A 22,632-nucleotide genomic window follows, 5' to 3' on the forward strand; every position below is an offset into this window, starting at 1 on the left:
TACGCGCGCTGCGACGCGCGGTTTGGAGGGCGAATGGAACGCGAGAAGTTCGGAACCCGTCTTGGGTTCATCCTGGTGAGCGCAGGCTGCGCCATCGGCTTGGGCAACGTGTGGCGTTTCCCTTATATCACGGGAGAATACGGCGGCGCGGCGTTCGTGATCATGTACCTGGTGTTCCTGGCCATCTTCGCGCTTCCGGCGCTCATCATGGAGTTCGCCGCCGGCCGCGCAAGCCAGCGCTCCATCGCGCGCAGCTACGATGTTCTCGAACCGGCGGGTACGAAGTGGCATGCGTTCAAGTGGCTGGCCCTGGCCGGCAACTACCTGCTCATGATGTTCTACACCACCGTGGGCGGCTGGATGCTCGCCTTCGTGGTGAAAAGCGCCTCCGGCGAGTTCGTGGGGCTGGAAAGCTCCCAGGTGGCAGACGTTTTCAACGGCCTGCTTGCCGATCCGGTGCAGCTTGCCGTGTACATGCTCATTATCGTCGGCGTGGGCGTCGGCGTCACGCGCGCCGGCGTGCAGAAGGGCGTGGAGCGCGTGACGAAGGTCATGATGATGGCCCTGTTCGTGGTGCTCGTCGCCCTGTGCGTGCGCGCGGTCACGCTGCCCGGCGCAGCTGAGGGTCTGCGTTTCTACCTGATGCCCGATTTCAGCAAGATGTTCGCCGGCGCCACGCTGGCCGAGCAACTGGCAACGTTCGGCGATGCCGTGTACGCGGCCATGGGCCAGGCGTTCTTCACCGTCTCGGTCGGCATGGGCGGCATGTCCATCTTCGGCAGCTACATCGGCAAGGACCACACGCTCACGGGCGAGGCGGTGCGCGTGGCCGGCCTCGATACGCTCGTGGCGCTGATGGCGGGCCTCGTCATCTTCCCGTCCTGCTTCGCGTTCGGCGTGGAGCCGGGTTCGGGCCCGGGCCTGGTGTTCATCACGCTGCCCAGCGTGTTCAACGAGATGCCGTTCGGCCAGCTGTGGGCGGTGCTGTTCTTCGTGTTCATGACGTTCGCCGCGCTGTCAACCGTCATCGCCGTGTTCGAGAACATCATGAGCTTCACCATGGACCAGTGGGGGACGCCGCGCAAGAAGGCATGCCTGGTCAACGGCGTGTTGCTGGCCGTGCTTAGCCTGCCCTGCGTCCTGGGCTTCAACGTGTTGGCGGGCTTTACGGTTCCGGGTATCGGCGACATCCAGGCCATCGAGGACTTCCTGGTGTCGAACAACATCCTGCCGTGGGGCGGCTTGCTGCTGGTGCTGTTCTGCACGCGTAAAAGCGGGTGGGGCTGGGAAGGCTTCCTGGCGGAGGCCGACACGGGCAGCGGCCTGAAGTTCCCGCGGTGGGCGCGCGGCTACGTGACGTACGTCATCCCCGTGGGCATGCTCATCGTGTTTGCTATGGGTTACGCTCCCATCATCGCGAAATGGGCGGGGCTGGGCTGATAAGGCTTCGAAATCGTATATCGCGCCTGGTAGGGCCGCTGGGGAACCGGCGGTCCTTTTTGCTGCCTGAGAGCGCTTTCCTCCGTACGTTTCTCCACATTCTCCGCTATTTGCCGGCCCGCCCTCGCAATCGGGCCGTCGGCGTGACTATAATGGCTAGCAACGAAAATCCCGTTGCGAGAAAAGGAGCCGTCTCCCATGGCTTATTATTACGACGAGCCGTCACGTACGTTCAACGAGTATCTTCTGGTACCTGGTCATACGCCTGCTACGTGCGTTCCGGCGTCGGTGAGCCTGAAAACCCCGTTGGTCAAGTACCGCAAGGGCCAGGAAGAGTGCCCGCTTTCGCTCAACATCCCCATGGTCAGCGCCATCATGGCCGCCGTGTCCGATGACAACATGGCCGTCGCCCTGGCAACCGAGGGCGGTCTGAGCTTCATCTATGGCAACCAGACCATCGAGCAGGAAGCCGCCATGGTCGCCCGCGTGAAGAACTACAAGGCCGGCTTCGTCGAGTCCGACGCCAACCTTTCCCCCGACATGACGCTTAACCAGGTTGTTGCCCTGAAAGAGCAGACGGGCCACTCCACCATGCCCGTCACCGACGACGGTTCCGCCCACGGCAAGCTGCTCGGCGTCGTCACCGAGCGCGACTACCGCCTGTCCCGCATGACCGGCGAGGAGAAGGTCTCCGAGTTCATGACCCCGCTCGAGAAGCTGGTCACCGCCTCCGAGGACACCTCCCTCAAGGTTGCCAACGACATCATCTGGGATCACAAGCTGAACTCCCTGCCGCTGGTGGATGCCGAGGGCAAGCTGGTCTACATGGTGTTCCGCAAGGACTACGACAGCCATAAGTCCAACCCCAATGAAATGCTCGACAGCCACAAGCGCTACATCGTGGGCGCGGGCATCAACTCCCGCGACTACGCCGAGCGCGTTCCCGCGCTGGTCGAGGCCGGCGCCGACGTGTTGTGCATCGACAGCTCCGAGGGTTATTCCGACTGGCAGAAGATGACCATCGAGTGGGTGCGCGAGCACTACGGCGATTCCGTCAAGATCGGCGCAGGCAACGTCGTCGACGGCGAGGGCTTCCGCTTCCTGGCAGAGGCTGGCGCCGACTTCGTGAAGATCGGCATCGGCGGCGGTTCCATCTGCATCACCCGCGAGACCAAGGGCATCGGCCGCGGCCAGGCCACGGCAACCATCGAAGTGGCCAAGGCCCGCGACGAGTACTTCAAGGAGACCGGCATCTACGTGCCTATCTGCTCCGACGGCGGCATCGTCTACGACCATCACATCTCCCTGGCGCTGGCCATGGGCGCCGACTTCGTCATGCTGGGCCGTTACTTCGCCCGCTTCGACGAGTCCCCGTCGGCAAAGGTCATGGTCAACGGCACCTACATGAAGGAATACTGGGGCGAGGGTTCGGCCCGTGCCCGCAACTGGGGCCGTTACGACCTGGGCGGCAAGAAGAGCCTGTCGTTCGAGGAAGGCGTCGACTCCTACGTGCCCTACGCCGGCCCGCTTAAGGACAACATCGCGGTCACGCTGCTGAAGATCAAGTCCACCATGTGCAACTGCGGTGCGCTCACCATCCCCGAGTTCCAGGACAAGGCCAAGCTCACCGTCATCAGCTCCACCTCCATCGTCGAGGGCGGCGCGCACGACGTCGTGCTCAAGGACAAGGCTCCTTACGCCTCCAACATGCGCTAAGCTTGTCGTCTAGCTAAACGCAAAGCCTCGCAAAGTTCTCGAATCGCCCCCGATTCCCGGTGTGGAAGCGGGGGCGTTCTTGGTTTGCGGGACGGAAATACGGCTACAAGGGCGGAATACGCGTCGCGTTCAGGGGCATCGACGGCTTCTAGGGCGTGATGCGCATCAAATTAAGAAGCATCGGTGAAGGCCGATGCTTCTTAATTTGCTTGAATTCGTCTTTTGTCCAATCAATCTGACGGGATGCTGCCGCGAGCCGTTTGACGCGGAACGGGGTTCCGCTTGCAAGGGGTTTTGCGTGCGCGGCATCCCATTCGGGCCGCTATCGAGCGGTCACCCCCTCACTCTCGCCGATGATGCGGTGCAATTCCTCGATGTAGCGGTCCAAAAGCTCAGAAGGCTTGCGCTCGTTGTGCATGATGTACCCGACAGTCATGCGCTCGTCGGTGTCAAGGGGAATGCTGACGATGCCCGTATGCATCTCGCTCGAAAGCACGCCCGTGGAAAGCGTGTAGCCGTTATAGCTGGTCAGCAGGTTGGAAAGCGTGCCGCGGTCGGAGATGCGGATGTTGCGGGAGTGCTCGACGTAGCTGAGCGGCTCCTCGGAGTAGTAGAATGAGTTCGCGGTGCCCTGCTCGAAGCTGTAGCGAGGCCACACGGTCAGCTCCTCGGGCTTGATGATATCGCGTCCGGCCAGCGGGTGGCTCTCGCCAACGAACACGTGCACGCCCGCGTCGAACAGCGGGTAGAACGACACATCGGCGTCGTCGAAGGCCTTCTGCATGACGCGCTGGTTAAACGCATCCAGGTACAGTATGCCCACTTCGCTGCGGAACGACCGCACGTCGTCGATGATCTCGGCGGTGGTGGTTTCCCGAAGGATGAAATCGAAGAAATCCCCCTCGCATTGCTCGACCACGTTCACGAAGGCCTCCACGCTGAAGGCATAGTGCTGGGTGGACACCGCCAGGCGCGCCTGGGGCTTTTCCTTGTTGGCGTAGCGCGATTCCAGCATGTTCGCCTGCTCGATGACCTGACGTGCGTAACCGAGCAGCTCGGTGCCGTCGTTGGTCAACGTCACGCCGCGGTTGCTGCGCGTGAAGATGGAGATGCCGAGCTCCTGCTCAAGCTCCTTGATGGCGGTGGATAGGTTCGACTGCGACGCGTAGAGGTTCTGCGCGGCGGCGTTGATCGATCCGTATTCGGCAATGGCGATAAGGTAACGAAGCTGTTGAAGCGTCATAATTGCGTCCTTCGCGAAAGATAGCGTTGCAACGCATTGTAAAGCTCGGAGGTCGTAATTGCGGCGGCAAGATGAATTCCCCATTTTCCCGTTGACCGTTTCATGGGGCACCGGTAAAATGGATAGCCGCGCATATGCGAAGTGGGCCTTTAGCTCAGTCGGTAGAGCAGGGGACTTTTAATCCCAAGGTCGTGGGTTCGATCCCCACAGGGCCCACCACTTTTTGCGCAGGGCCGCCACGGCGGTTTGAATGCACTGGGCCATCGTCCAACGGCAGGACTCTGGTTTTTGGTACCAGCTACCTAGGTTCGAATCCTAGTGGCCCAGCCATTTAACGTTTCAGCCTCCCGATCGGGAGGTTTTTTATTGCCCGAGAACATTCGGAACACGTGATTTCTCTTGTCAGGCTCTTGACGCATCGCGGTTAAGGGGTATAGTTGCAAGAATCTGAACGCGAATCTCATCTTATTCATTCTCACGCGTTAAGCCGACAAGGCGGCTGCGCACTGCGCGAATACCTGGCGGCCTCGCCCAATCTCAGCGGCGAAGGCTGCGCGGCATCTAGACCGCACGCCTGACATGCAGGTATCGAAAAGCCACGAGCTCCTCTGGTCTTGTGCGCTTTGTGTATTTTCCCCACACAACTCAATAAGTTTGGTATCATTCCGGATTGCTGCGAAAAGACGAATTTAGTTTGAAGGAGCACCGTTGACCAAGCAAGATGTTATCGAACTGGGTGGTAAGGTTCTGGAAGCCCTGCCGAACGCCATGTTCAAGGTGGAGCTGGAAAACGGCCACCAAATCCTGGCCCACATTTCCGGCAAGATGCGTATGCATTACATCAAGATCTTGCCCGGCGACAAGGTGACGGTCGAACTGTCCGTCTACGACTTGAACCGCGGGCGCATCACGTACCGTTTCAAGTAGTCTCAGCCCGCGCGCAAGCCGGCGCGCCAGTATCCCCGAGAATAATCACCTGCGGCTGGGTGTGTACATATAGGACCGCATTAACCGAAAGGAAATTGAAATGAAGGTACGTCCTTCGGTCAAGAAAATGTGCGACAAGTGCAAGATCATTCGACGCCATGGCAAGGTCCTCGTTATCTGCGAGAACCCCCGTCATAAGCAGCGTCAAGGCTAGGAAGAAAGAGGAGATAAACCTATGGCACGTCTTGTTGGTGTCGACCTTCCTCGCGACAAGCGCATTGAAGTCGGCTTGACCTACATCTACGGCATTGGCCTGACCACGTCCAAGAAGATCTTGGCTGAGACGGGCATCAATCCGGACACGCGCACGAACGACCTCACCGAAGAGGATCTCGTCAAGCTGCGTGACTACATCCAGAACAACATCAAGGTGGAGGGCGACCTGCACCGCGAGGTGTCTCAGAACATCAAGCGCCTTATGGAAATCGGCTGCTACCGTGGCCTGCGTCATCGCAAGGGCCTGCCCGTTCGCGGTCAGCGCACCCACACGAATGCCCGTACCCGCAAGGGTCCCCGCAAGCAAATCGGCGGCAAGAAGAAGTAAGTAAGGGAGCTAAGAAGTGGCAACTAAGAAAAACGTGCGCACGCGCATCAAGCGCTCCGAGCGCAAGAACATTGCCGTTGGCGCTGCGCATATCAAGTCTACGTTCAACAACACCATTGTCAGCATCACCGATCCTCAGGGCAACGTGATCTCTTGGCAGTCCGCCGGTACCGTCGGCTTCAAGGGTTCCCGTAAGTCCACGCCGTTTGCCGCGCAGATGGCTGCTGAGGCTGCTGCCAAGACGGCTATGGAGCACGGCCTGAAGAAGGTCGCCGTTTACGTGAAGGGCCCCGGCTCGGGTCGTGAGACGGCTATCCGTTCGCTGCAGGCTACCGGTCTGGAAGTCGCCAGCATTCAGGACTGCACCCCCATTCCGCACAACGGCTGCCGCCCCAAGAAGCGTCGTCGCGTGTAACTGAAAGGATCTATTTACTATGGCTATCAATAGAACTCCGGTTCTTAAGCGCTGCCGCCAGCTGGGCCTGGATCCCGTCGTGCTGGGTTACAGCAGCTCCAAGACTTCCAAGCGCGAGCCCAAGCGTCGTCGTAAGGAATCCGAGTACGCGATGCAGCTTCGCGAGAAGCAGAAGGTCAAGTTCATCTACGGCGTGCTGGAGAAGCAGTTCCATGGCTACTTCAACAAGGCCAAGTCCATGCCGGGCATCACGGGTGACAACCTCATGATTATCCTGGAGTCCCGTCTGGACAGCGTGATCTTCCGTCTGGGCTTCGCCCGCACCCGCAAGGAAGCTCGTCAGATCGTGACCCACGGCCACATCACCGTCAACGGTCGCCGCGTGGACATCCCGTCCTACCGCGTCAAGGCCGGCGACAAGATCGCCGTTGCCGACAAGTCCAAGGAACTGCTGGTCATCAAGAGCGCTCTGGTCTCCAACGCCCGTTTCCAGGTTCCGGCTTGGCTCGAGGTTGACATCGAGAAGCTGCAGGGCAGTGTTCTGGCTCTTCCGACCCGCGATCAGATCGATCTCGACATCCGCGAACAGCTCATCGTCGAGCTCTACTCCAAGTAATCGCGCTAGTAAGGAGGCTTACCCAACATGACAGAGTTCATGAGGCCGACGGTAACAACGGAAGAAGTCAACGATACTGTTGCGCGTTTCATCGTGGAACCGCTGGAGCGTGGCTACGGCTATACGCTGGGTAACAGCATGCGTCGCGTTCTGCTGTCGTCTCTCGACGGCGCCAAGGCGACGGCCATCCAAATCGACGGTGTGCAGCACGAGTTCACCACGGCTGAAGGCGTCATCGAGGATATCACCGATATCGTCCTGAACGTCAAGGGCCTGGTCTTCTCGGCTCTCAATGACGACGTGGAAGAGGCCACGGCTCATGTTTCTGCCGAGGGCCCCTGCGTTGTGACCGGTGCGGACCTTCAGGTTCCCACCGAGTTCACGCTGATCAACCCCGAGCATGTCATCGCAACGGTTGCCGACGGCGGCCAGCTTGACATGACGGTTCGCATCGGCGTGGGCCGCGGTTACGTTTCCGCCGAGCGCAACAAGCGCACGGAGGATCCTATCGGCGTCATCCATGTCGACTCGCTGTTCTCCCCGGTTCGCCGTTGCACGATGAACGTGACCGACACCCGCGTGGGCCAGCGTACCGACTACGATAAGTTGGTTTTGGAGGTTGAGACGGACGGCTCCATCGAGCCTATCGATGCGGTCACCCGTGCTGCCAACATCATCAACCAGTACATGGGCGCGTTCCTCAGCCTGACCAGCACCCCCGAAGAGGAAGAGGGCGAAGTGCCGTCCATCTTCGCTCCGGAGGGTCAGGAGTCGAACGCCGAGCTGGACAAGCAGATCGAGGACCTGGACCTGTCCGTCCGCTCGTACAACTGCCTGAAGCGCGCCGGCATCCATTCGGTGCGCCAGCTGGTCGAGTTCTCCGAGAACGACCTGCTGAACATCAGGAACTTTGGTGCGAAGTCCATTGAGGAAGTGAAGGACAAGCTCATTTCCATGGACCTCAATTTGAAGCAATAGGAGAAACCTACCATGAGGCATAACTACAAGGGCCGCAAGCTGGGCACCGACTTTGCCCATACCAAGGCCATGAAGCGTAGTCTGGTGCAGGCGCTGTTCCTCAACGACCGCATCAAGACCATCGAGTCCCGCGCTAAGGAAATCCGCCCCGATGTCGACAAGATCATCACCTGGGCGAAGAAGGGCGACCTGCATAGCCGTCGTCTGGCCATCGCTGCGCTGGGCAACGACAAGGAACTGGTCCGCGAGATCTTCGAGAAGGTCGAGCAGGGCATGTTCGCCGATCGTCAGGGTGGCTACACCCGCATCATGAAGCTGGGCAACCGCAAGGGCGACAACGCTCCCATGGTCATCATGGAGCTCGTCACCGAGCCGGTGGCCAAGAAGGCTGAGAAGCCGGCTGCCAAGAAGGCTGCTCCGAAGAAGGTCGAGGCTGTCGAGGAGCCTAAGGCCGAGGAAGCTGCTGAGGCTGTCGAGGCTGCTGAGGAGAAGGCTGAATAAGCTTACCCCCACATGCTATTGAGAAAGGACCCTTCGGGGTCCTTTCTTTCTTTTTTTGTTCGATTTGCTTGTTGGTCTACTTATGGCTTCATCCTCGCGAAGGTCTTATGGCGGCGCGGCTCAAAAGGTTTAGCGACTCTTCTTCCCGAATCCCATGCTGCGCTATACTTCACGCATGCAATTACGAGTAAACACGTATATCGACGGCGATTCCTTCGTCCACACCTGCGATGCCCGGGTAAAGGTGCTGTTGCTGTGTGCATACACCGCAACCGTTTTCTGGGTTGAAACGTGGGTCGGACAGTGCCTGCTTGCCGGTTTATGCCTGGTGCTGGCCTTATCGGCTCGCGTCCCGCTCGGCCGTATGCTGGCCATGGGAATCCCCGTGTATATGATGGCGGTTCTCACCGTGTTGTTCGCATCGATCAATACTCAGGTGGGGTTCGTACTGGGTTGCTTTTACGGAGCAAGGATGATCTTGCTCGTCCTTGGCAGCTTCATCGTCGTGCTTACCACAACGTCTACGGCGCTTACCGATGCGCTGCGGTCGTTCGTGTCGCCATTGCGGGCCCTGCATGTGCCTGCCGACGATATAGCGATGGTGTTCAGCATGGCTATCCGCTTCATTCCTTTGATGGCCCAAGAAGTCTGCGCGATTCATGATGCGCAATTCTCACGAGGCGCCTCGTTTCATCGGGGCGGCTTATGGCGGCGCGTATCGGCTTGGCCGCCGGTCTTCATCCCGCTGTTCGTGGGAATGTTTCGAAGGGCGGACAAACTTTCGGTTGCCATGGATGCCCGCTGCTATGGTGCGCGCGGCGGCCGGCGAACCTCGCTTCGAGACTACCGCATGACGATAGCTTCGGGTGTTGTGCTGGCGTTGGGACTGGGCCTTCTTGCTGCCATAGCGTTTCTGTTCTAGCCGCAGCGGCGCTTCTCTGGCAATCGCTTTCGTGTGCGGGCGCATATTCTGCTACGGCGAACGCCGCCGCTATCGCCATTCCCTAGCGATCGCCTCCGCGCACAGGCGCATTTCGCCGTCCGCCTGCTGGTTCGCACATGTCGGGGCGGGCATGGTATCATTTGCCCGTATGGCCTGGTGCAAGGCGCCGGGCGCAAAAGGAAACATCCTACGAGGAGGCATTCAATGAGCGTCATCATCGATGTGTTCGGGCGTGAAATCCTGGACTCTCGCGGCAACCCCACGGTCGAGGTGGAAGTTGTGCTGGAGGATGGTTCCTTCGGTCGTGCGGCCGTTCCCTCCGGTGCGTCCACGGGCGCGTTCGAGGCCGTTGAGCTGCGCGACTGCGACAAGGAGCGTTATCTGGGCAAGGGCACGCTGGATGCCGTTGGCCATGTGAACGATGAGATCGCCGACGCGCTCGTCGGTTTTGAAGCCGACGATCAGCGTGCTATCGACGACGTGATGCTGGAGCTGGACGGCACGGACAACAAGGGCGCTCTGGGCGCTAACGCTATCCTGGGCGTGTCTCTGGCCTGCGCCAAGGCCGCTGCCGAGTCCGCCGGTCTTCCGCTGTACAAGTACGTGGGCGGCGTGAACGGCCATATCCTGCCCACGCCCATGATGAACATCCTCAACGGCGGCGTGCATGCCGATAACAACGTTGACTTCCAGGAGTTCATGATCATGCCGGTGGGCGCCGAGTCGTTCGCCGAGGCGCTGCGCTGGTGCGCCGAGATCTACCACACCCTGAAGAAGGTCCTGCACGAGGCCGGCCTGGGCGGCGGCGTCGGCGACGAGGGCGGCTTCGCTCCCAACTTCACCACCAACGAAGAGCCCCTGCAGTACATCGTGAAGGCTTGCGAGGCGGCAGGCTACAAGCCCGGCGACGACATCATGTTCGCCATGGACCCGGCTTCCACCGAGTTCTACAACGCCGAGACCGGCAAGTACGAGCTGAAGGGCGAGGGTCGCGAACTGACCAGCGCCGAGATGGTTGACTACTGGGCCGCGCTGGTCGAGAAGTACCCGATCATCTCCATCGAGGACGGCATGGCCGAGGAGGACTGGGACGGCTGGAAGCAGCTGACCGACCGCATCGGCGACAAGGTGCAGCTGGTGGGCGACGACCTGTTCGTGACGAACTCCAAGCGCCTGGCGAAGGGCATCGAGCTTGGTTGCGCCAACGCCATCCTCATCAAGGTCAACCAGATCGGCAGCCTGTCCGAGACGCTGGACGCCATCGAGATGGCCAAGCAGGCGGGTTACGCATGCGTTATGAGCCACCGTTCCGGCGAGACCGAGGACACCACCATCGCCGACCTGTCCGTGGCGCTGAACACCGGCCAGATCAAGACCGGCGCTCCGTGCCGTAGCGACCGCGTTGCCAAGTACAACCAGCTTCTGCGCATCGAGGAGGAGCTTGACTCCCAGGCTCAGTACGCTGGCAAGAACGCTTTCTACAACATCAAGCGTTAATCAGGGCCTCGCCGAGCTGGATTCGGCGAACAGCGTAAAGCATGCAGGCCGCTCAGGCGCGCCGTTCCGCTGCGGTTCGCGCAGTCAGGGGTAAACCTTGGCCGCGCGCCGCAAGCGGGTCGGGCCGCCTGGGCGGCTTGTCGTTTTCCGGCATCGGGCACGCGATACCGGCGCAAAAACCGGATGAGGTTTCCCCAGGAGCCCGCTCGGCTTTCCTTGCCTGGGATGTTGCCGCTTTTTCCCCTCGTGAAAACGCGGGGCTGCTACAATGAACCCTATGTGTATTACCGCGTCAGCCAAGGAAGATGGACGATGAAACAGTACAACCCTCACGAGATCGAACCTCGTTGGCAGAAGGCTTGGGAAGATGCCGACCTGTACAAGGTCACGGAAGATCATGCTAAGCCCAAGAAGTACGTGCTCGAGATGTTCCCGTACCCGTCGGGCGACATCCACATGGGCCATGTGCGCAACTACACGATCGGCGACGTCATCGCCCGCTACTCCAAGATGCGCGGCTTCGACGTGCTGCATCCCATGGGTTGGGACGCGTTCGGCCTGCCGGCTGAGAACGCGGCCATCAAGCATCACAGCCATCCGGCGAAGTGGACCTACGCCAACATCGAAACCCAGAAGGCCAGCTTCAAGCGCATGGGCCTTTCCTACGATTGGGACCGCACCGTCGTAGCATGCGACCCCGAGTATTACCGCTGGGGTCAGTGGATCTTCCTGCAGTTCTGGAAGCGTGGCTTGGTCGAGCGCCGCAACTCGCCGGTGAACTGGTGCCCGAAGTGCCAGACCGTGCTCGCCAACGAGCAGGTCACCGAGGGCGAGTGCTGGCGTTGCCACAGCGCCGTCGAGAAGCGCGACCTGACGCAGTGGTATCTCAAGATCACCGATTACGCGCAGGAGCTTCTGGACGACCTGGATCAGCTGGACGGCTGGCCTGAGCGCGTCAAGCAGATGCAGGCGAACTGGATCGGCCGCTCCGAGGGCGCCGAGGTGAAGTTCACGCTGTGCGACAAGCAGGGCAACGCACCCGAGAACCCCACGGAAGACGACCTGATCACCGTGTTCACCACGCGTGCCGACACCCTGTTCGGCTGCAGCTTCTTCCTGCTGGCCCCTGAAAGCCCCATCCTGAAGGGCCTGGTCGAGGGCACGGAGTACGAGGCCGCGGTCATGCAGGTGATCGAGGACGCCAAGAAGATCACCGCCGTCGAGCGCGCGCAGGGCAACAAGGAGAAGCACGGCGCGTTCACCGGCCGTTATGTGGTGAACCCTATCAACGGCGAGAAGGTGCCCGTGTGGGTTGCCGACTACATCGTGGCAGATTACGGCACCGGCGCGGTTATGGCCGTGCCGTGCGGCGACCAGCGCGACTTCGAGTTCGCCAAGAAATACGACCTGCCCATCATTCCCATCATCTTGGGTGACGACGACCCGCTGTTCGAGCAGCTGAAAGACGAGCAGGGCCGTGTGGTTACCAGCGTCGACTGGGAGAGCGCCATGGAGGCCGAGGGTCGACTGGTCCAGTCCGGCAAGTACACCGGCCTTACGGGCGGCAAGCACTCCGAGGGCGAGGAGGCCATCGTCGCCGACCTGGAGGCTGCGGGCCGCGGCAAGCGCAAGGTGGAGTTCCGTCTGCGCGACTGGCTGATCTCCCGCCAGCGCTATTGGGGCAACCCCATCCCGATGATCTACTGCGACAAGTGCGGCCTGGTGCCGGTGCCGGAAGAGGACCTGCCGGTGCGCCTGCCCGAGGACATCGACCTTTCCGCTGGCGAAACCTTGGCAACGCACGAGGGCTTCGCGAAGTGCACGTGCCCGAAGTGCGGCGGCGAGGCTCGTCGCGAGACCGACACCATGGACACGTTCACGTGCTCGAGCTGGTACTACTTGCGCTACACCGACCCGCACAACACCGAGCTGCCCTTCGACAGCGCGAAAACCAACCGCTGGATGCCGGTCGACCAGTACATCGGCGGCATCGAGCACGCCATCCTGCACCTGCTGTACAGCCGCTTCTTCACGAAGGTGCTGCGCGATCTGGGCATGCTGGACTTCGACGAGCCGTTCAAGAACCTGCTGTGCCAGGGCATGGTGCTCGACGAGCACGGCGACGTCATGAGCAAGTCCAAGGGCAACGTCATCTCCCCTGAGGAGATGATCGCGGGCTACGGCTGCGACGCCGTGCGCGCCTACATCTTGTTCATGGCCCCGCCTGATAAGGAGCTGCAGTGGAACGAGGACGGCCTGGCCGGCATGCACAAGTTCCTCAACCGCGTGTGGCGCATGGTGTACGACCTGATGGGCAAGGCTGATGAGGATACGCTGTATCAGCCGGGCGCATCCGATGCCGAGGCGGCAGCGGCTCGCAAGGTGCTGCTGCGCGAGCGTCATCGCGTTGCCGGTAAGGTTGTGGATGATTTCGATCGCAACAACTTCAACACCGCCATCGCCGCCATCATGGAGCTGGTGAACGCCATCGGCGATTACCTGCGCAAGGTCGGCCCGGAGCAGCGTGCCGCATCCGCCGATGAGCAGGCGCTTGCGACCGAGGTCGCCAATGTGTTGGTAAGGCTGCTGGCTCCCATCTGCCCGCATATGACCGACGAGCTGTGGCATGATGCGCTGGGTTGCGAGGGCTCCATCCATACGCAGGAATGGCCCGAGTTCGACCCCGAGAAGGCCAAGGATGACGAGGTCGAGCTTGCCGTGCAAATCAACGGCAAGATGAAGGCCCGTATCACGGTTGCCGCGGATGCCGACCAGGAATCTGTGAAGGCTGTGGCGCTCGAGGCCGTGCAGGACGCCGTGGCGGGCAAAGACCTGAAGAAGGTCGTTGTGGTGCCCGGTCGTCTGGTGAACATCGTGGCGAAGTAAAAACGCTGACATTGCAGTCGAAACGACCCGGAGGATGCTTCGGGTCGTTTTGTTTTCGAGGGTAGGTTTCGGTGGCGTTGTTGCGCCGTTCCGGCAAAACGCTTGCCGTGAGGTTTCGGCGTTTGCTATTGTCTGTTTCCTATGAGTAGCGCGAAGAAACATAAGGGATGCCTGAGGCGGGTGCTGGATATGGTGCTGGCGGCGGTATTGGCCGTGGTGGCGGTGTTCGCCATCACGAACATGGTTACCATCATGGGCTCGAAGGGGTCCATCGTCACCCCCGAGAAAGCCAGCATCGGCAACGTCGATGCCATCGTGGTGCTTGGCGCATCGGTGCTGCCCGACGGAACGCCTTCGGGTATTCTGGCCGACCGCCTGGATGACGGCATCGCGCTGTACTTCGCGGGCGTGGCGCCGAAGATCATCATGAGCGGCGACAACGGCACCGCCTCGTACAACGAGGTGAAGGCGATGAAGCAATATGCCATCGCACAAGGCGTGCCCAGCCAGGACATCTTCTGCGACCATGCGGGCTTCTCCACGTACGAGAGCATGTACCGGGCGAAATACGTGTTCGGGTGCGAGCGTATCGTGGTGGCCACGCAAACGTATCACCTGTATCGCGCGCTGTGGTCCGCGAAAAGCTTGGGGATGCAAGCCGAGGGCGTTCCCAGCGACTATCACGAGTATCAGAAGCAGCTGCAGTACGATATCCGGGAGATCCCTGCGCGCACGAAGGACTTCTTCAAGGCGCTGTTCCGCGTGCCGTCAACATATGTCGGCGAAGCGATCAGCCTTGATCAAAGCGGGGATGTGACGAACTGAAGCAAGATGGCCGCGCGGAATGCGCGGCCATCGTTCGTTCAGAGGCTAATCTTCCAGATCTTTCGGATTGAACGTTTCCAGCAGGTCGACGAGCTCCTGCTTCTTGTGGATATCCAGCTTGGCGTAGATGCGCTTGCTGTGGGTTCGGATGGTGTTTTCCGAAACCACCAGCTGCTCGGCGATGCGCGCCACGGTGTTGCCTCGGGCGATAAGCTCCATGACCTCGGTTTCGCGCGCGGATAGACGGTAGTGCTGTCGAACCAGCGCAGCCTGCTTCGACAGGCGATCTTGGTAATTGGGTGCATCGGAGTTGCGGGCGTGGTCGCGTTTCTCGAGTATGGCGGCGTCCGTCGGGAAGGGGGCGTTGTCGGGCGCCATCGCGGGCTCTTTGACGGTCGGGGCGCCCTCGGTATCCGCCCGTGCGATGATGATGGGCCTCATCTCGAACAAACCGGTATCTTGCATGTTGAAAGGACAGGGGCCCGCGCATCCGGCGTTCGCCGCGGGAGACGCTTCGCTTTCCGATTCGGCATCATCGAGGTCGGTTTGGCGCTCGTTGATATCGGCGATTTGCAGAGGCACGCCGGCGACGAGCTCGATATCCTCCGCTTGGCTTGCGGCCAATGCTCGCTTGAAGCCGCCCTGGCCGATGAAGAACATAAGGCCAAGCAGGTACACCGCCACCAGCGCGACGACGGCATCGGGCTGCATGCCGATGACGCGGATCTGCTCGGCGAACGTGCCGGCAAGGAACCCGACATCGTGCAACGCATATACGATGCCGGCGAAGAAGCCGTAGATGAACACGGGGTTGATGCCTCGGTCGCGCGACGCCTGTGCGCATTGGATCATCATGAGCGCGATGGCCACGCTGTATACCGCGTACAGGATGGCGGCTTGCCATCGCGCATAGCCGTCGCTGAAAAACGGGAGCACCAGAAACGAGCTGATGAGCAGCGGGAAGGCGATGCGGTAGGCGTTGGCGACGTTCATTCGCACGTTCTTGAACTGCCAGAGCACCAAAACGCCGATGCCCGCAACCAGGCATCCCGTCATCGACAGCAGGTTCACAAGGCTGCCGACCCGTGGGTCGCCGATGGCCAGCGAGCGCATGACGCCGGTGCAGAATGCGATGGCGCCGACGCACAAGGCGCTGCGCCAGTAATCGTGCAGCACGCGCCTATACACGTTCGGGTGCTCGCGCGGAACGTCCTCGAACATGGGCTGCCGTAAATCGATGTGCCGGCTTTTCAGCACGATGGCGAGCGCGAACAGCGGCATGAACACCAACGGGATGAGAAACGCGGTCACGGCTTGCGGGATGGCGTATAGGGCGAAGTACAGAAGCGCGCCATAGGCGGTACCCAAGATCAGGTCATGGTTGCCATGGTCTGCGTTGAAGCTGGCGAACAGGCGCTGCCACAGCATATAGAAGCCGGCTGACCCCAAACCCAGAAGCGCACCGCCGGCGATCACCAGTGCCTGGGCGATGGGGTGCAGGTAAATGGCCCCGATAAGGCAGCACCAGCCAAGCAGATAGGGGGCGCTGGCAAGCATCACCATGAAACGGCGCGTAGGTCCGGGGAAGTAGTACACTCCGATGGCGCTGGCGAAATAGCACAGCGAGAACACGAGCGACTGCATAAAGAAGAACCAGAACATGACGTCCGGGGTTTGGAAGCTCATGGGCAAAAACGGGAATACGCCGCCCCATACGCCGGCGGCGTTGATGGCTAAAAAGAGGGCGTATCCAAGCGATGCGGTGTTGGGCTTGAACGTGCGGGCTATGTTGGAGAAACGTGTATGTGCCACAGAGATCCTCGTCGTCGGGCACTGCCGGTCGCCCGCCTGAAGGCGTCGGCGGCGGATGGTCGAGTGCTCTTCCCCCCTTGCGTGATTTCGCCGCTGCATAGCAAGAATGCGAAATCGATTGCTGAAAACAGTATAGCGCGCAATCGGTTCCAGGCTGTCACATACTGCAAAGGATGATAGCCTGTGAACTGGGCAAACGCGAAATTCGCACGTTTTATGTGACACGATGGATCGGGTAAGGCGATAAGGTCTTATCACCAAATGCGCTTGGAGGGTAGACGAGCCCCAACCAAGGAAGCAAGGGTGGCACGCGGCGAAAAGGTCGCGAAAGGAAGAAGCCGTGTCGCGGCGCGCGATAGCGCAGCCGTTTCGGCAGAGGCGAAAAGGAAAGAATGAAGGGGGAGGCAATGCAAGACATGCCAAGCATGAACCGCCGCACGTTCGTCAAGTCGACGGGTGCGCTGGGTGCTCTGGCCGCCGTCGGCGGCGCCGCTGCAACGGGCGCGAACCTGTTCGGCGCAACCGAGCCGGCACTCGCGGAGTCCGAGGAGAAGATCACGTGGGGCCATTGCGCCATCAACTGCCCGGGCCGCTGCAGCCTGAAGTTCCATGTGAAGGACGATGAGGTTGTGTGGGTGGACACCTGCACGAGCAAGGACGCCGGGTTCGACGACCCGCAGCCCCGTGCGTGCCTGCGCGGCCGTACGTATCGTCGTTGGATGAATCATCCCGATCGCATCAACTACCCCATGAAGCGCGTCGGCAAGCGCGGCGAGGGCAAGTTCGAGCGCATCTCTTGGGATGAGGCTATCGACCTGGCGGCCACGAAGCTCAAGGAAGTCATCGAGAAGTATGGAAACGAGGCCGTGTACCTGCCGTATGCGACCGGCGTTTCCGCAACCACGGCCCGTCCGTTCCAGCGCATGATGAACACCGTGGGCGGCTTCCTGAAGTTCTACAACAGCTACTCTACGGCGCAGATCTCCTGCATCACCCCGTATATGTACGGCTCCAAGCAGTCTAGCGGCTCGACGCTTTCTGCGGCAGAAGATGCTGAGCTGATCTTGGTGTTCGGCTCGAGCCCTGCAGAGACGCGTCAGGGTGGTGCCGTTTCCCATTACGACTATGCGCATATGCGCGAGAAGACCAAGGGTAAGATTTACGTCATCGACCCTCGTATGAACGATTCCGTTATGGGCCATTCCGATCAATGGCTGCCCATCAACCCCGGCACTGATGCCGCATTGGTTGCCGGTATCGCCTATTGGCTGATCAAGAACGATAAGGTCGATACCGAGTTCCTGCATAAGTACTGCGTGGGCTTCGATGAAGAGACTATGCCCGAGGCATACCAGGGTAAGAACATGTCTTATAGCGCTTACGTGCTGGGAAACGGCTACGATAAGGTGGAGAAGACCCCGGCATGGGCGGCGAAGATCACCGGTATTCCCGAGAAGAAGATCGAGGAGCTGGCGCGCGAGATTGCCGAAACGAAGCCTTTGTACGTAGTGCAAGGTTGGGGTCCGCAGCGTCGTAGCAATGGAGAGTGGACGGCATGGGCGATCATGGCGCTGCCGTGCTTGGTCGGCCAGATCGGCATTGCCGGTACGAACAACGGCACTCGTGAAGGCTCGAACTCCGTATCGCTCACGAGCATGCCTCAGGGCACCAACCCCGTCAAGGCATCCATTCCTTGCTTCCTGTTTGCCGATGCCATCGACCATGGAACGGAGATGACTTCGAAGAACGCCGGCGTCAAGGGAGTTGATAAGCTGTCGGTGAACATCAAGTACATGATCAACTATGCCGGCAACTGCTTGACGAACCAAAACGGCGATATCAATTATGTGCACGATATCCTGTCGGATGAGAGCAAGTGCGAATTCATCTTGGGCATCGATACGGTGCTGTGCGACTCCATGAAGTACGCCGACGTCATTTTGCCCGACATGTTCCGTTTCGAGCAGAACACCCAGATTGGAACGGGTGGCGACAATGCTTATATGATCACGGGCACTTCGTGCACTACGCCGAAGTTCGAGCGCAAGACGGCGTTCGAGATGGCGCAGATGATTGCGGACAAGTTGGGCACGAAGGATAAGTTCGACGAGGGCAAGACCGAGGAACAGTGGATTCGCGATCTGTATGAGCAGGCGCGTGCGAAGAATGCGGCGCTGCCCACCTTCGAGGAAGCTCAGGAAAAGGGCGTTGTGGTGACTAAGGGCAAGAAGAAGATCTCCATGGAGAAATTCATCGCCGACCCTGTGGCAAGCGCGCTTGATACGCCTTCCGGCAAGATTGAGATCTTCTCCGAAAAGCTGCTGAAGGACACCGCTGGTTGGGAAGTCGCAAAGGACGATACCATTTCCGGTCTGGATACCATGGCTCCTGTTCCTGCATATATTCCTGAATGGCATGGCGTCGAGAGCACTACCGACGAGTATCCGCTGGCGTTGGGCGGCTTCCATTATCGTGGTCGTCTGCATTCTTCCTGGGGCGGTATCGAAGAGCTGAAGGAGGTCAACCCGCAGGAGGCTTGGATCAACCCGGCAGATGCGGAGCCTCGCGGCATCAAACAGGGCGACACCATCCATGTGAAGAACGAGTTCGGCACCATCGAGCTGCTGGCGAAGGTCACGCCGCGCGTTATCCCGGGCATGGTCGCCGTTTCCCAGGGCGCTTGGCACGATGCGGACATGTCCTCTTCCGATCACAAGGCTCGCCTGGATAAGGGCGGTAGCATCAACACGCTGACTACGCATCGCCCGAGCCCGCTTTCAAAGGGCAATCCGCAGCATACCAACATCTGCGAAGTCGCGAAGGCTTAAAGGCAGCGGGTACGAGAGGAGTAAGAGATGACTCGATACGCATTTCATTTCGACGGCACTCGCTGCACGGGTTGCAAAACCTGCGAGATGGCCTGCAAGGATTTCAAGGACCTGAGCGTCGGCACCGCGTTCCGCAAGGTGTACGAGGTGACGCTGGGCACGACCGAGCGCGATACGAACGGCTGCATCACCAGCAGCTGCGTGAGCTATCCGTTGTCTATGTCGTGCAATCACTGCGATGATCCGGCATGCACCAAGGTATGCCCGACCACTGCAATGCACAAAGACCCCGAAACCGGTCTGGTGTCCGTGGATGCCGACAAGTGCATCGGCTGCGGCTATTGCCACATGGCGTGCCCGTACAATGCGCCGAAGGTCGATCGCGAAAAGGGCCACAGCGTGAAGTGCGACGGCTGCGCCGAGCGCGTCGCCGCAGGTGAGAAGCCGGTATGCGTGGAGGCGTGCCCGGCTCGCGCGCTGGACTTCGGCACGATCGAGGAAATGGCCAAGCTGGGCGAGCGCGGGAACATCGCGCCCCTGCCCGAGCCCACCTACACGAAACCGAATCTGTACATCAAGGCTTCCGCTGACGCCCTGCCTGCAGGCGCGGAGGACGGCAAAGTCGTGAATCCCCTGGAGGTGATGTAGCATGATGGCCGAGCTGCCTTTGGCTCTGTTCACCACGCTGGCGCCTATCGGCGCGGGCGCGTTCATCGCGCTGGCCGTGGCTTTCCTCACCACGAAGTTCTCCGATGAGCAGCTGAAGAAGATCGACCGCATGACCACCATCCCGGTCGTCGTGCTGGTGGCGGGCTTCGTCTGCGCGTTCTTCCACCTGGCAAGTCCCATGCATGCTTTCGGCGTTTTCGCCGGCGTGGGCGCAAGCCCGCTGTCCAACGAGCTGCTCGCCGGCGTCGTGTTCGCCGTGCTTGCGATCGTGTACTGGATCGTGGCGCTTGCCGGCAAGCTTGGCGAGGGTGCTCGCAAGGGCTTTGCCGTCGTGGTGGCCGTGATGGCGGTCGTGTTCGCGTGCTTCACGGGCGCTGCTTACATGATGGAGACCATCGCTTCCTGGAACACCCCGATGGTTCCCGTTGCCGTGCTGGGCTTCAGCCTGCTGGGCGGCGTCTGCCTGGGCGTGCTCGTGCTCGCGCTGTCCGGTGCGCTTGAGGACGCTGCGAAGGGCGGCTTCAAGATGGCGGCTCTGGCGGTGCTGATCGTCGGCCTGGTTCTTGGCGTTGCCGGTCTGTTGGTGCAGGTCATGAGCGTGTCCGGCATGGGCAACGCGTTCGTCGACGGCGCCGATCTGGTCGCTGCCGCCTCCGCTCCCATGTGGATCGGCGTGGTGTGCATGGTCGTTGCCGCGGTTGCCGCCTTCATGTCCTTGCGCAACTCGAAGTCCACGGCGCTTGCCGCTGCGGCTCCGGTGTTGGCCGTAGTGGGCGTGTTCGCCGCTCGCCTGGCGTTCTACGCGGTGCAGCTGAGCGTTGGCCTGTATATCGGCTAATCGCTGAGAGTCAAGGCTTTTTCGGGGCGTGTCCGGTTTGCGGGCGCGCCCCTTGCCGTATGATGGTTGCCTTAAGCGATAAGGAGAGGATCGCATGACGGATCTTGATGCTGCGACGCTTGAGGGCGTCGCGTTTTTGGGGAACACGCTGGCCCCGTTTTTCCTGCAGGACCCGCGCACGGGCGATGCCGGCGCCGAGTTTGCGGCGGTTGCCGCGCTTGACGCGCAGGCCGCCGGTGCGGAATGGCCGTTCGTCGGCGAGGCGCAGGCTGTTAGCTGCTTGAGCATGATGGTCGAGGGCCTGGCATCGAGCTGCGCTGCGGGCGAGGGCGGTGCCTTTGCCGCAGACGACGATCTGACATGGGAATATCGCCGTTTGTTCATCGGCCCGGGCGCGAAGCCGGCGCCGCCGTGGGGGTCGGTGTACACCGACCGCGAGTGCGTGGTGTTCGGCGCGACCACCCTTGAGCTGCGCGCATGGATGCGCGAACATGGCGTTGCGCGGACCGCGGATGAGAAAACCCCGGAGGACCATATCGGGCTTATGCTCGCCCTTATGGCGTGGATTGCGCAGAACCAGCCCGCTGACCTGGGCGAGTTCCTAAGCCTTCACTTCCTAACGTGGGCGGGGCATTTCCTGGACGAGCTTTCCGATGCCGTCGAGCATCCTTTCTATGAAGGGCTGGCTCGCTTAACGCGTGCAAGCTTGGACGGCGTTCGGGAGGCGTTGGGGTTGGAGGTCGTCACGCCTCGCTTCTATCGCTAAAATACCAAGGAATCGTTTGGTCCGGCGCGTCAGCCTGCAGCGACGCGCCGGACCATGCGGGCGTTATGTGCGTTTCGCATCGTGCAGGGCTGCAAAGAGGGGGAAGCTGATGATTTCCGGGTTCGATACCGCGTTTAGCGAGGTGACGTTGGTGCTGTTCACCACGTTCGCCCCCTCGGGCGCCGTCGCCCTTGTTCTGGTTGCGGCGGTGTTGTTGTTTTCGAAACTCGAATCGACGATGCGGGCGCGCATCAGCACGTTCATGTGCATCCCTCTTGTGGTCACCATGGTGGGGCTCGTCGCGTCGGCTACGCATCTCGGGAACCCGGCCAATGCGCTGTACGTGTTTTTGCATTTCGGCTCCAGCCCTCTTTCGAACGAAGTCGTCAGCGCGGTGGGATTGTTGGCGTGCAGCGGCCTGTATTGGCTGTACTCGTTTTCGGTCAAGCCTTTTGCATGGCTGCAGCGGCTGCTGTTGGCGATGATCGCGGCAACGGGCATCGTGTTTGTGGCGATGGTGTCCCTTGCATATTCCGTTGACACCATCATCACTTGGAGCCTGCCTACGGTTCCGATTTCGTTATGGCTGAATGCCCTGATGGGAGGCCCTTTGCTGGCGGCGATCACGCTGTATGCCGCCCAATGGCGCGCGCTTGCGGGGCGTTTCGGCCTGCTGCTGATGACGGTGCCCTTCATTGCGCTTGCGGCGAATGCGGCTGTGTATATCGTGCAGGGTCGGTTATTGGGCGGCGTTACGAATTCGGTGGTCGCGGCAGCCGATCTTGTGCCGCATTACCACACGATGCTGCTGGCGTTCGCGTTGATGTGCTTTGCCGGTTGCGTGCTTGCCGCCTTCACGATGCATGTCGTGTCGAGGGAAGCGGCGGCGCACGGCGGGGGTGAGCTTGCATTCTCCAAGCGCGTGCTTGTTCGCCTGCTTGTCTCGTGTCTGCTGGTGTTCGCCGGCATCTTCGTCATGCGTTTCGCGTTCTACATGATGCATTTGACGGTCGGCCTTGCCGTATAGGCCCAGGAATAGGTTCAGGTTGCAAAAAATCCCGCAACCGCAAATAGCGCGGTTGCGGGATTTTTTGCGTTCAGGGAGATCTCTCGCGTTGAGGCTTCCCG

The 22,632-nt window shown here is 60.6% G+C and carries 20 protein-coding genes and 2 tRNA genes; 20 read left to right on the forward strand and 2 right to left on the reverse strand.

The features are described 5' to 3' along the window. Positions 1–33 precede the first annotated feature (33 nt). Positions 34–1,440, forward strand: coding sequence for a sodium-dependent transporter (locus Q0D52_RS05155; protein WP_294361409.1), 1,407 nt, complete (start codon positions 34–36; stop codon positions 1,438–1,440). 198 nt (positions 1,441–1,638) lie between these two features. Next, positions 1,639–3,156: an IMP dehydrogenase gene (locus tag Q0D52_RS05160; protein WP_294162171.1), complete on the forward strand. Its 1,518-nt coding sequence runs from the start codon at positions 1,639–1,641 to the stop codon at positions 3,154–3,156. Between the two features lie 322 nt (positions 3,157–3,478). Here Q0D52_RS05160 and Q0D52_RS05165 read toward each other — a convergent pair whose 3' ends face one another. Further along, entirely contained in the window at positions 3,479–4,399 is a 921-nt protein-coding gene (locus tag Q0D52_RS05165; RefSeq protein ID WP_294162169.1) for a LysR family transcriptional regulator, read from the reverse strand. 143 nt (positions 4,400–4,542) lie between these two features. On the opposite strand from Q0D52_RS05165, the gene Q0D52_RS05170 reads away from it, so the two are divergent. The 13 genes from Q0D52_RS05170 to Q0D52_RS05230 all read left to right on the forward strand — a co-directional run bounded on the left by Q0D52_RS05170 (position 4,543) and on the right by Q0D52_RS05230 (position 14,591). Further along, positions 4,543–4,618, forward strand: a tRNA-Lys gene (locus Q0D52_RS05170). 37 nt (positions 4,619–4,655) lie between these two features. Beyond that, positions 4,656–4,729: transfer RNA gene (locus Q0D52_RS05175), tRNA-Gln, on the forward strand. A gap of 378 nt (positions 4,730–5,107) precedes the next feature. Beyond that, positions 5,108–5,326, forward strand: coding sequence for a translation initiation factor IF-1 (gene infA, locus Q0D52_RS05180; protein ID WP_042436934.1), 219 nt, complete (start codon positions 5,108–5,110; stop codon positions 5,324–5,326). Positions 5,327–5,426: 100 nt separating this feature from the next. Further along, positions 5,427–5,540, forward strand: coding sequence for a 50S ribosomal protein L36 (gene rpmJ, locus Q0D52_RS05185; RefSeq protein ID WP_006363204.1), 114 nt, complete (start codon positions 5,427–5,429; stop codon positions 5,538–5,540). Positions 5,541–5,561: 21 nt separating this feature from the next. After that, the gene (gene rpsM, locus Q0D52_RS05190; protein ID WP_042436929.1) at positions 5,562–5,930 is read left to right on the forward strand and encodes a 30S ribosomal protein S13; all 369 of its coding nucleotides are present in this window, start codon (positions 5,562–5,564) and stop codon (positions 5,928–5,930) included. Between the two features lie 16 nt (positions 5,931–5,946). Continuing rightward, positions 5,947–6,345: a 30S ribosomal protein S11 gene (gene rpsK / locus Q0D52_RS05195; protein WP_042436927.1), complete on the forward strand. Its 399-nt coding sequence runs from the start codon at positions 5,947–5,949 to the stop codon at positions 6,343–6,345. 19 nt (positions 6,346–6,364) lie between these two features. Next, positions 6,365–6,961, forward strand: coding sequence for a 30S ribosomal protein S4 (gene rpsD / locus Q0D52_RS05200; RefSeq protein WP_042436924.1), 597 nt, complete (start codon positions 6,365–6,367; stop codon positions 6,959–6,961). Positions 6,962–6,988: 27 nt separating this feature from the next. Next, complete coding sequence (locus tag Q0D52_RS05205) at positions 6,989–7,939, forward strand: DNA-directed RNA polymerase subunit alpha (RefSeq protein WP_042436921.1); 951 nt, start codon at positions 6,989–6,991, stop codon at positions 7,937–7,939. A 12-nt stretch (positions 7,940–7,951) separates the two neighbouring features. Continuing rightward, positions 7,952–8,440 (forward strand): 50S ribosomal protein L17, encoded by a 489-nt coding sequence (gene rplQ / locus Q0D52_RS05210; RefSeq protein ID WP_042436918.1) that lies wholly within the window; start codon positions 7,952–7,954, stop codon positions 8,438–8,440. Between the two features lie 154 nt (positions 8,441–8,594). After that, on the forward strand, positions 8,595–9,362 hold the full coding sequence (locus Q0D52_RS05215) for an energy-coupling factor transporter transmembrane protein EcfT (RefSeq protein ID WP_294380638.1): 768 nt from the start codon (positions 8,595–8,597) through the stop codon (positions 9,360–9,362). A 225-nt stretch (positions 9,363–9,587) separates the two neighbouring features. Further along, entirely contained in the window at positions 9,588–10,880 is a 1,293-nt protein-coding gene (eno, locus tag Q0D52_RS05220; RefSeq protein ID WP_042436916.1) for a phosphopyruvate hydratase, read from the forward strand. 312 nt (positions 10,881–11,192) lie between these two features. Next, the gene (gene leuS / locus Q0D52_RS05225) at positions 11,193–13,766 is read left to right on the forward strand and encodes a leucine--tRNA ligase (protein WP_294380639.1); all 2,574 of its coding nucleotides are present in this window, start codon (positions 11,193–11,195) and stop codon (positions 13,764–13,766) included. 189 nt (positions 13,767–13,955) lie between these two features. After that, positions 13,956–14,591, forward strand: coding sequence for an ElyC/SanA/YdcF family protein (locus tag Q0D52_RS05230; protein WP_294380728.1), 636 nt, complete (start codon positions 13,956–13,958; stop codon positions 14,589–14,591). Positions 14,592–14,636: 45 nt separating this feature from the next. Here the strand turns inward: Q0D52_RS05230 and Q0D52_RS05235 are convergent, their stop codons facing one another. Beyond that, positions 14,637–16,403 carry a helix-turn-helix transcriptional regulator gene (locus tag Q0D52_RS05235; RefSeq protein ID WP_294380641.1) on the reverse strand — a complete coding sequence of 589 codons (1,767 nt, stop codon included), beginning with the start codon at positions 16,401–16,403 and terminating at the stop codon, positions 14,637–14,639. Between the two features lie 407 nt (positions 16,404–16,810). Between Q0D52_RS05235 and Q0D52_RS05240 the strand changes: the two genes are divergently transcribed. From Q0D52_RS05240 to Q0D52_RS05260, 5 genes are all read left to right on the forward strand, one after another. Further along, positions 16,811–19,231, forward strand: coding sequence for a DMSO/selenate family reductase complex A subunit (locus Q0D52_RS05240; RefSeq protein WP_294380643.1), 2,421 nt, complete (start codon positions 16,811–16,813; stop codon positions 19,229–19,231). Between the two features lie 27 nt (positions 19,232–19,258). Beyond that, positions 19,259–19,879, forward strand: a complete 621-nt coding sequence (locus tag Q0D52_RS05245) for a 4Fe-4S dicluster domain-containing protein (protein WP_294380645.1) — start codon at positions 19,259–19,261, stop codon at positions 19,877–19,879. A gap of 1 nt (position 19,880) precedes the next feature. Next, complete coding sequence (locus tag Q0D52_RS05250) at positions 19,881–20,738, forward strand: DmsC/YnfH family molybdoenzyme membrane anchor subunit (RefSeq protein ID WP_294380647.1); 858 nt, start codon at positions 19,881–19,883, stop codon at positions 20,736–20,738. Between the two features lie 94 nt (positions 20,739–20,832). Continuing rightward, positions 20,833–21,504 (forward strand): Tat proofreading chaperone DmsD, encoded by a 672-nt coding sequence (dmsD, locus tag Q0D52_RS05255; RefSeq protein ID WP_294380649.1) that lies wholly within the window; start codon positions 20,833–20,835, stop codon positions 21,502–21,504. 109 nt (positions 21,505–21,613) lie between these two features. After that, the gene (locus Q0D52_RS05260) at positions 21,614–22,531 is read left to right on the forward strand and encodes a DmsC/YnfH family molybdoenzyme membrane anchor subunit (RefSeq protein WP_294380651.1); all 918 of its coding nucleotides are present in this window, start codon (positions 21,614–21,616) and stop codon (positions 22,529–22,531) included. Positions 22,532–22,632 lie beyond the last annotated feature (101 nt).

Origin of the sequence: uncultured Senegalimassilia sp. (assembly GCF_934630535.1) — a bacterium.
In the GTDB taxonomy this organism is placed as follows: domain Bacteria; phylum Actinomycetota; class Coriobacteriia; order Coriobacteriales; family Eggerthellaceae; genus Senegalimassilia.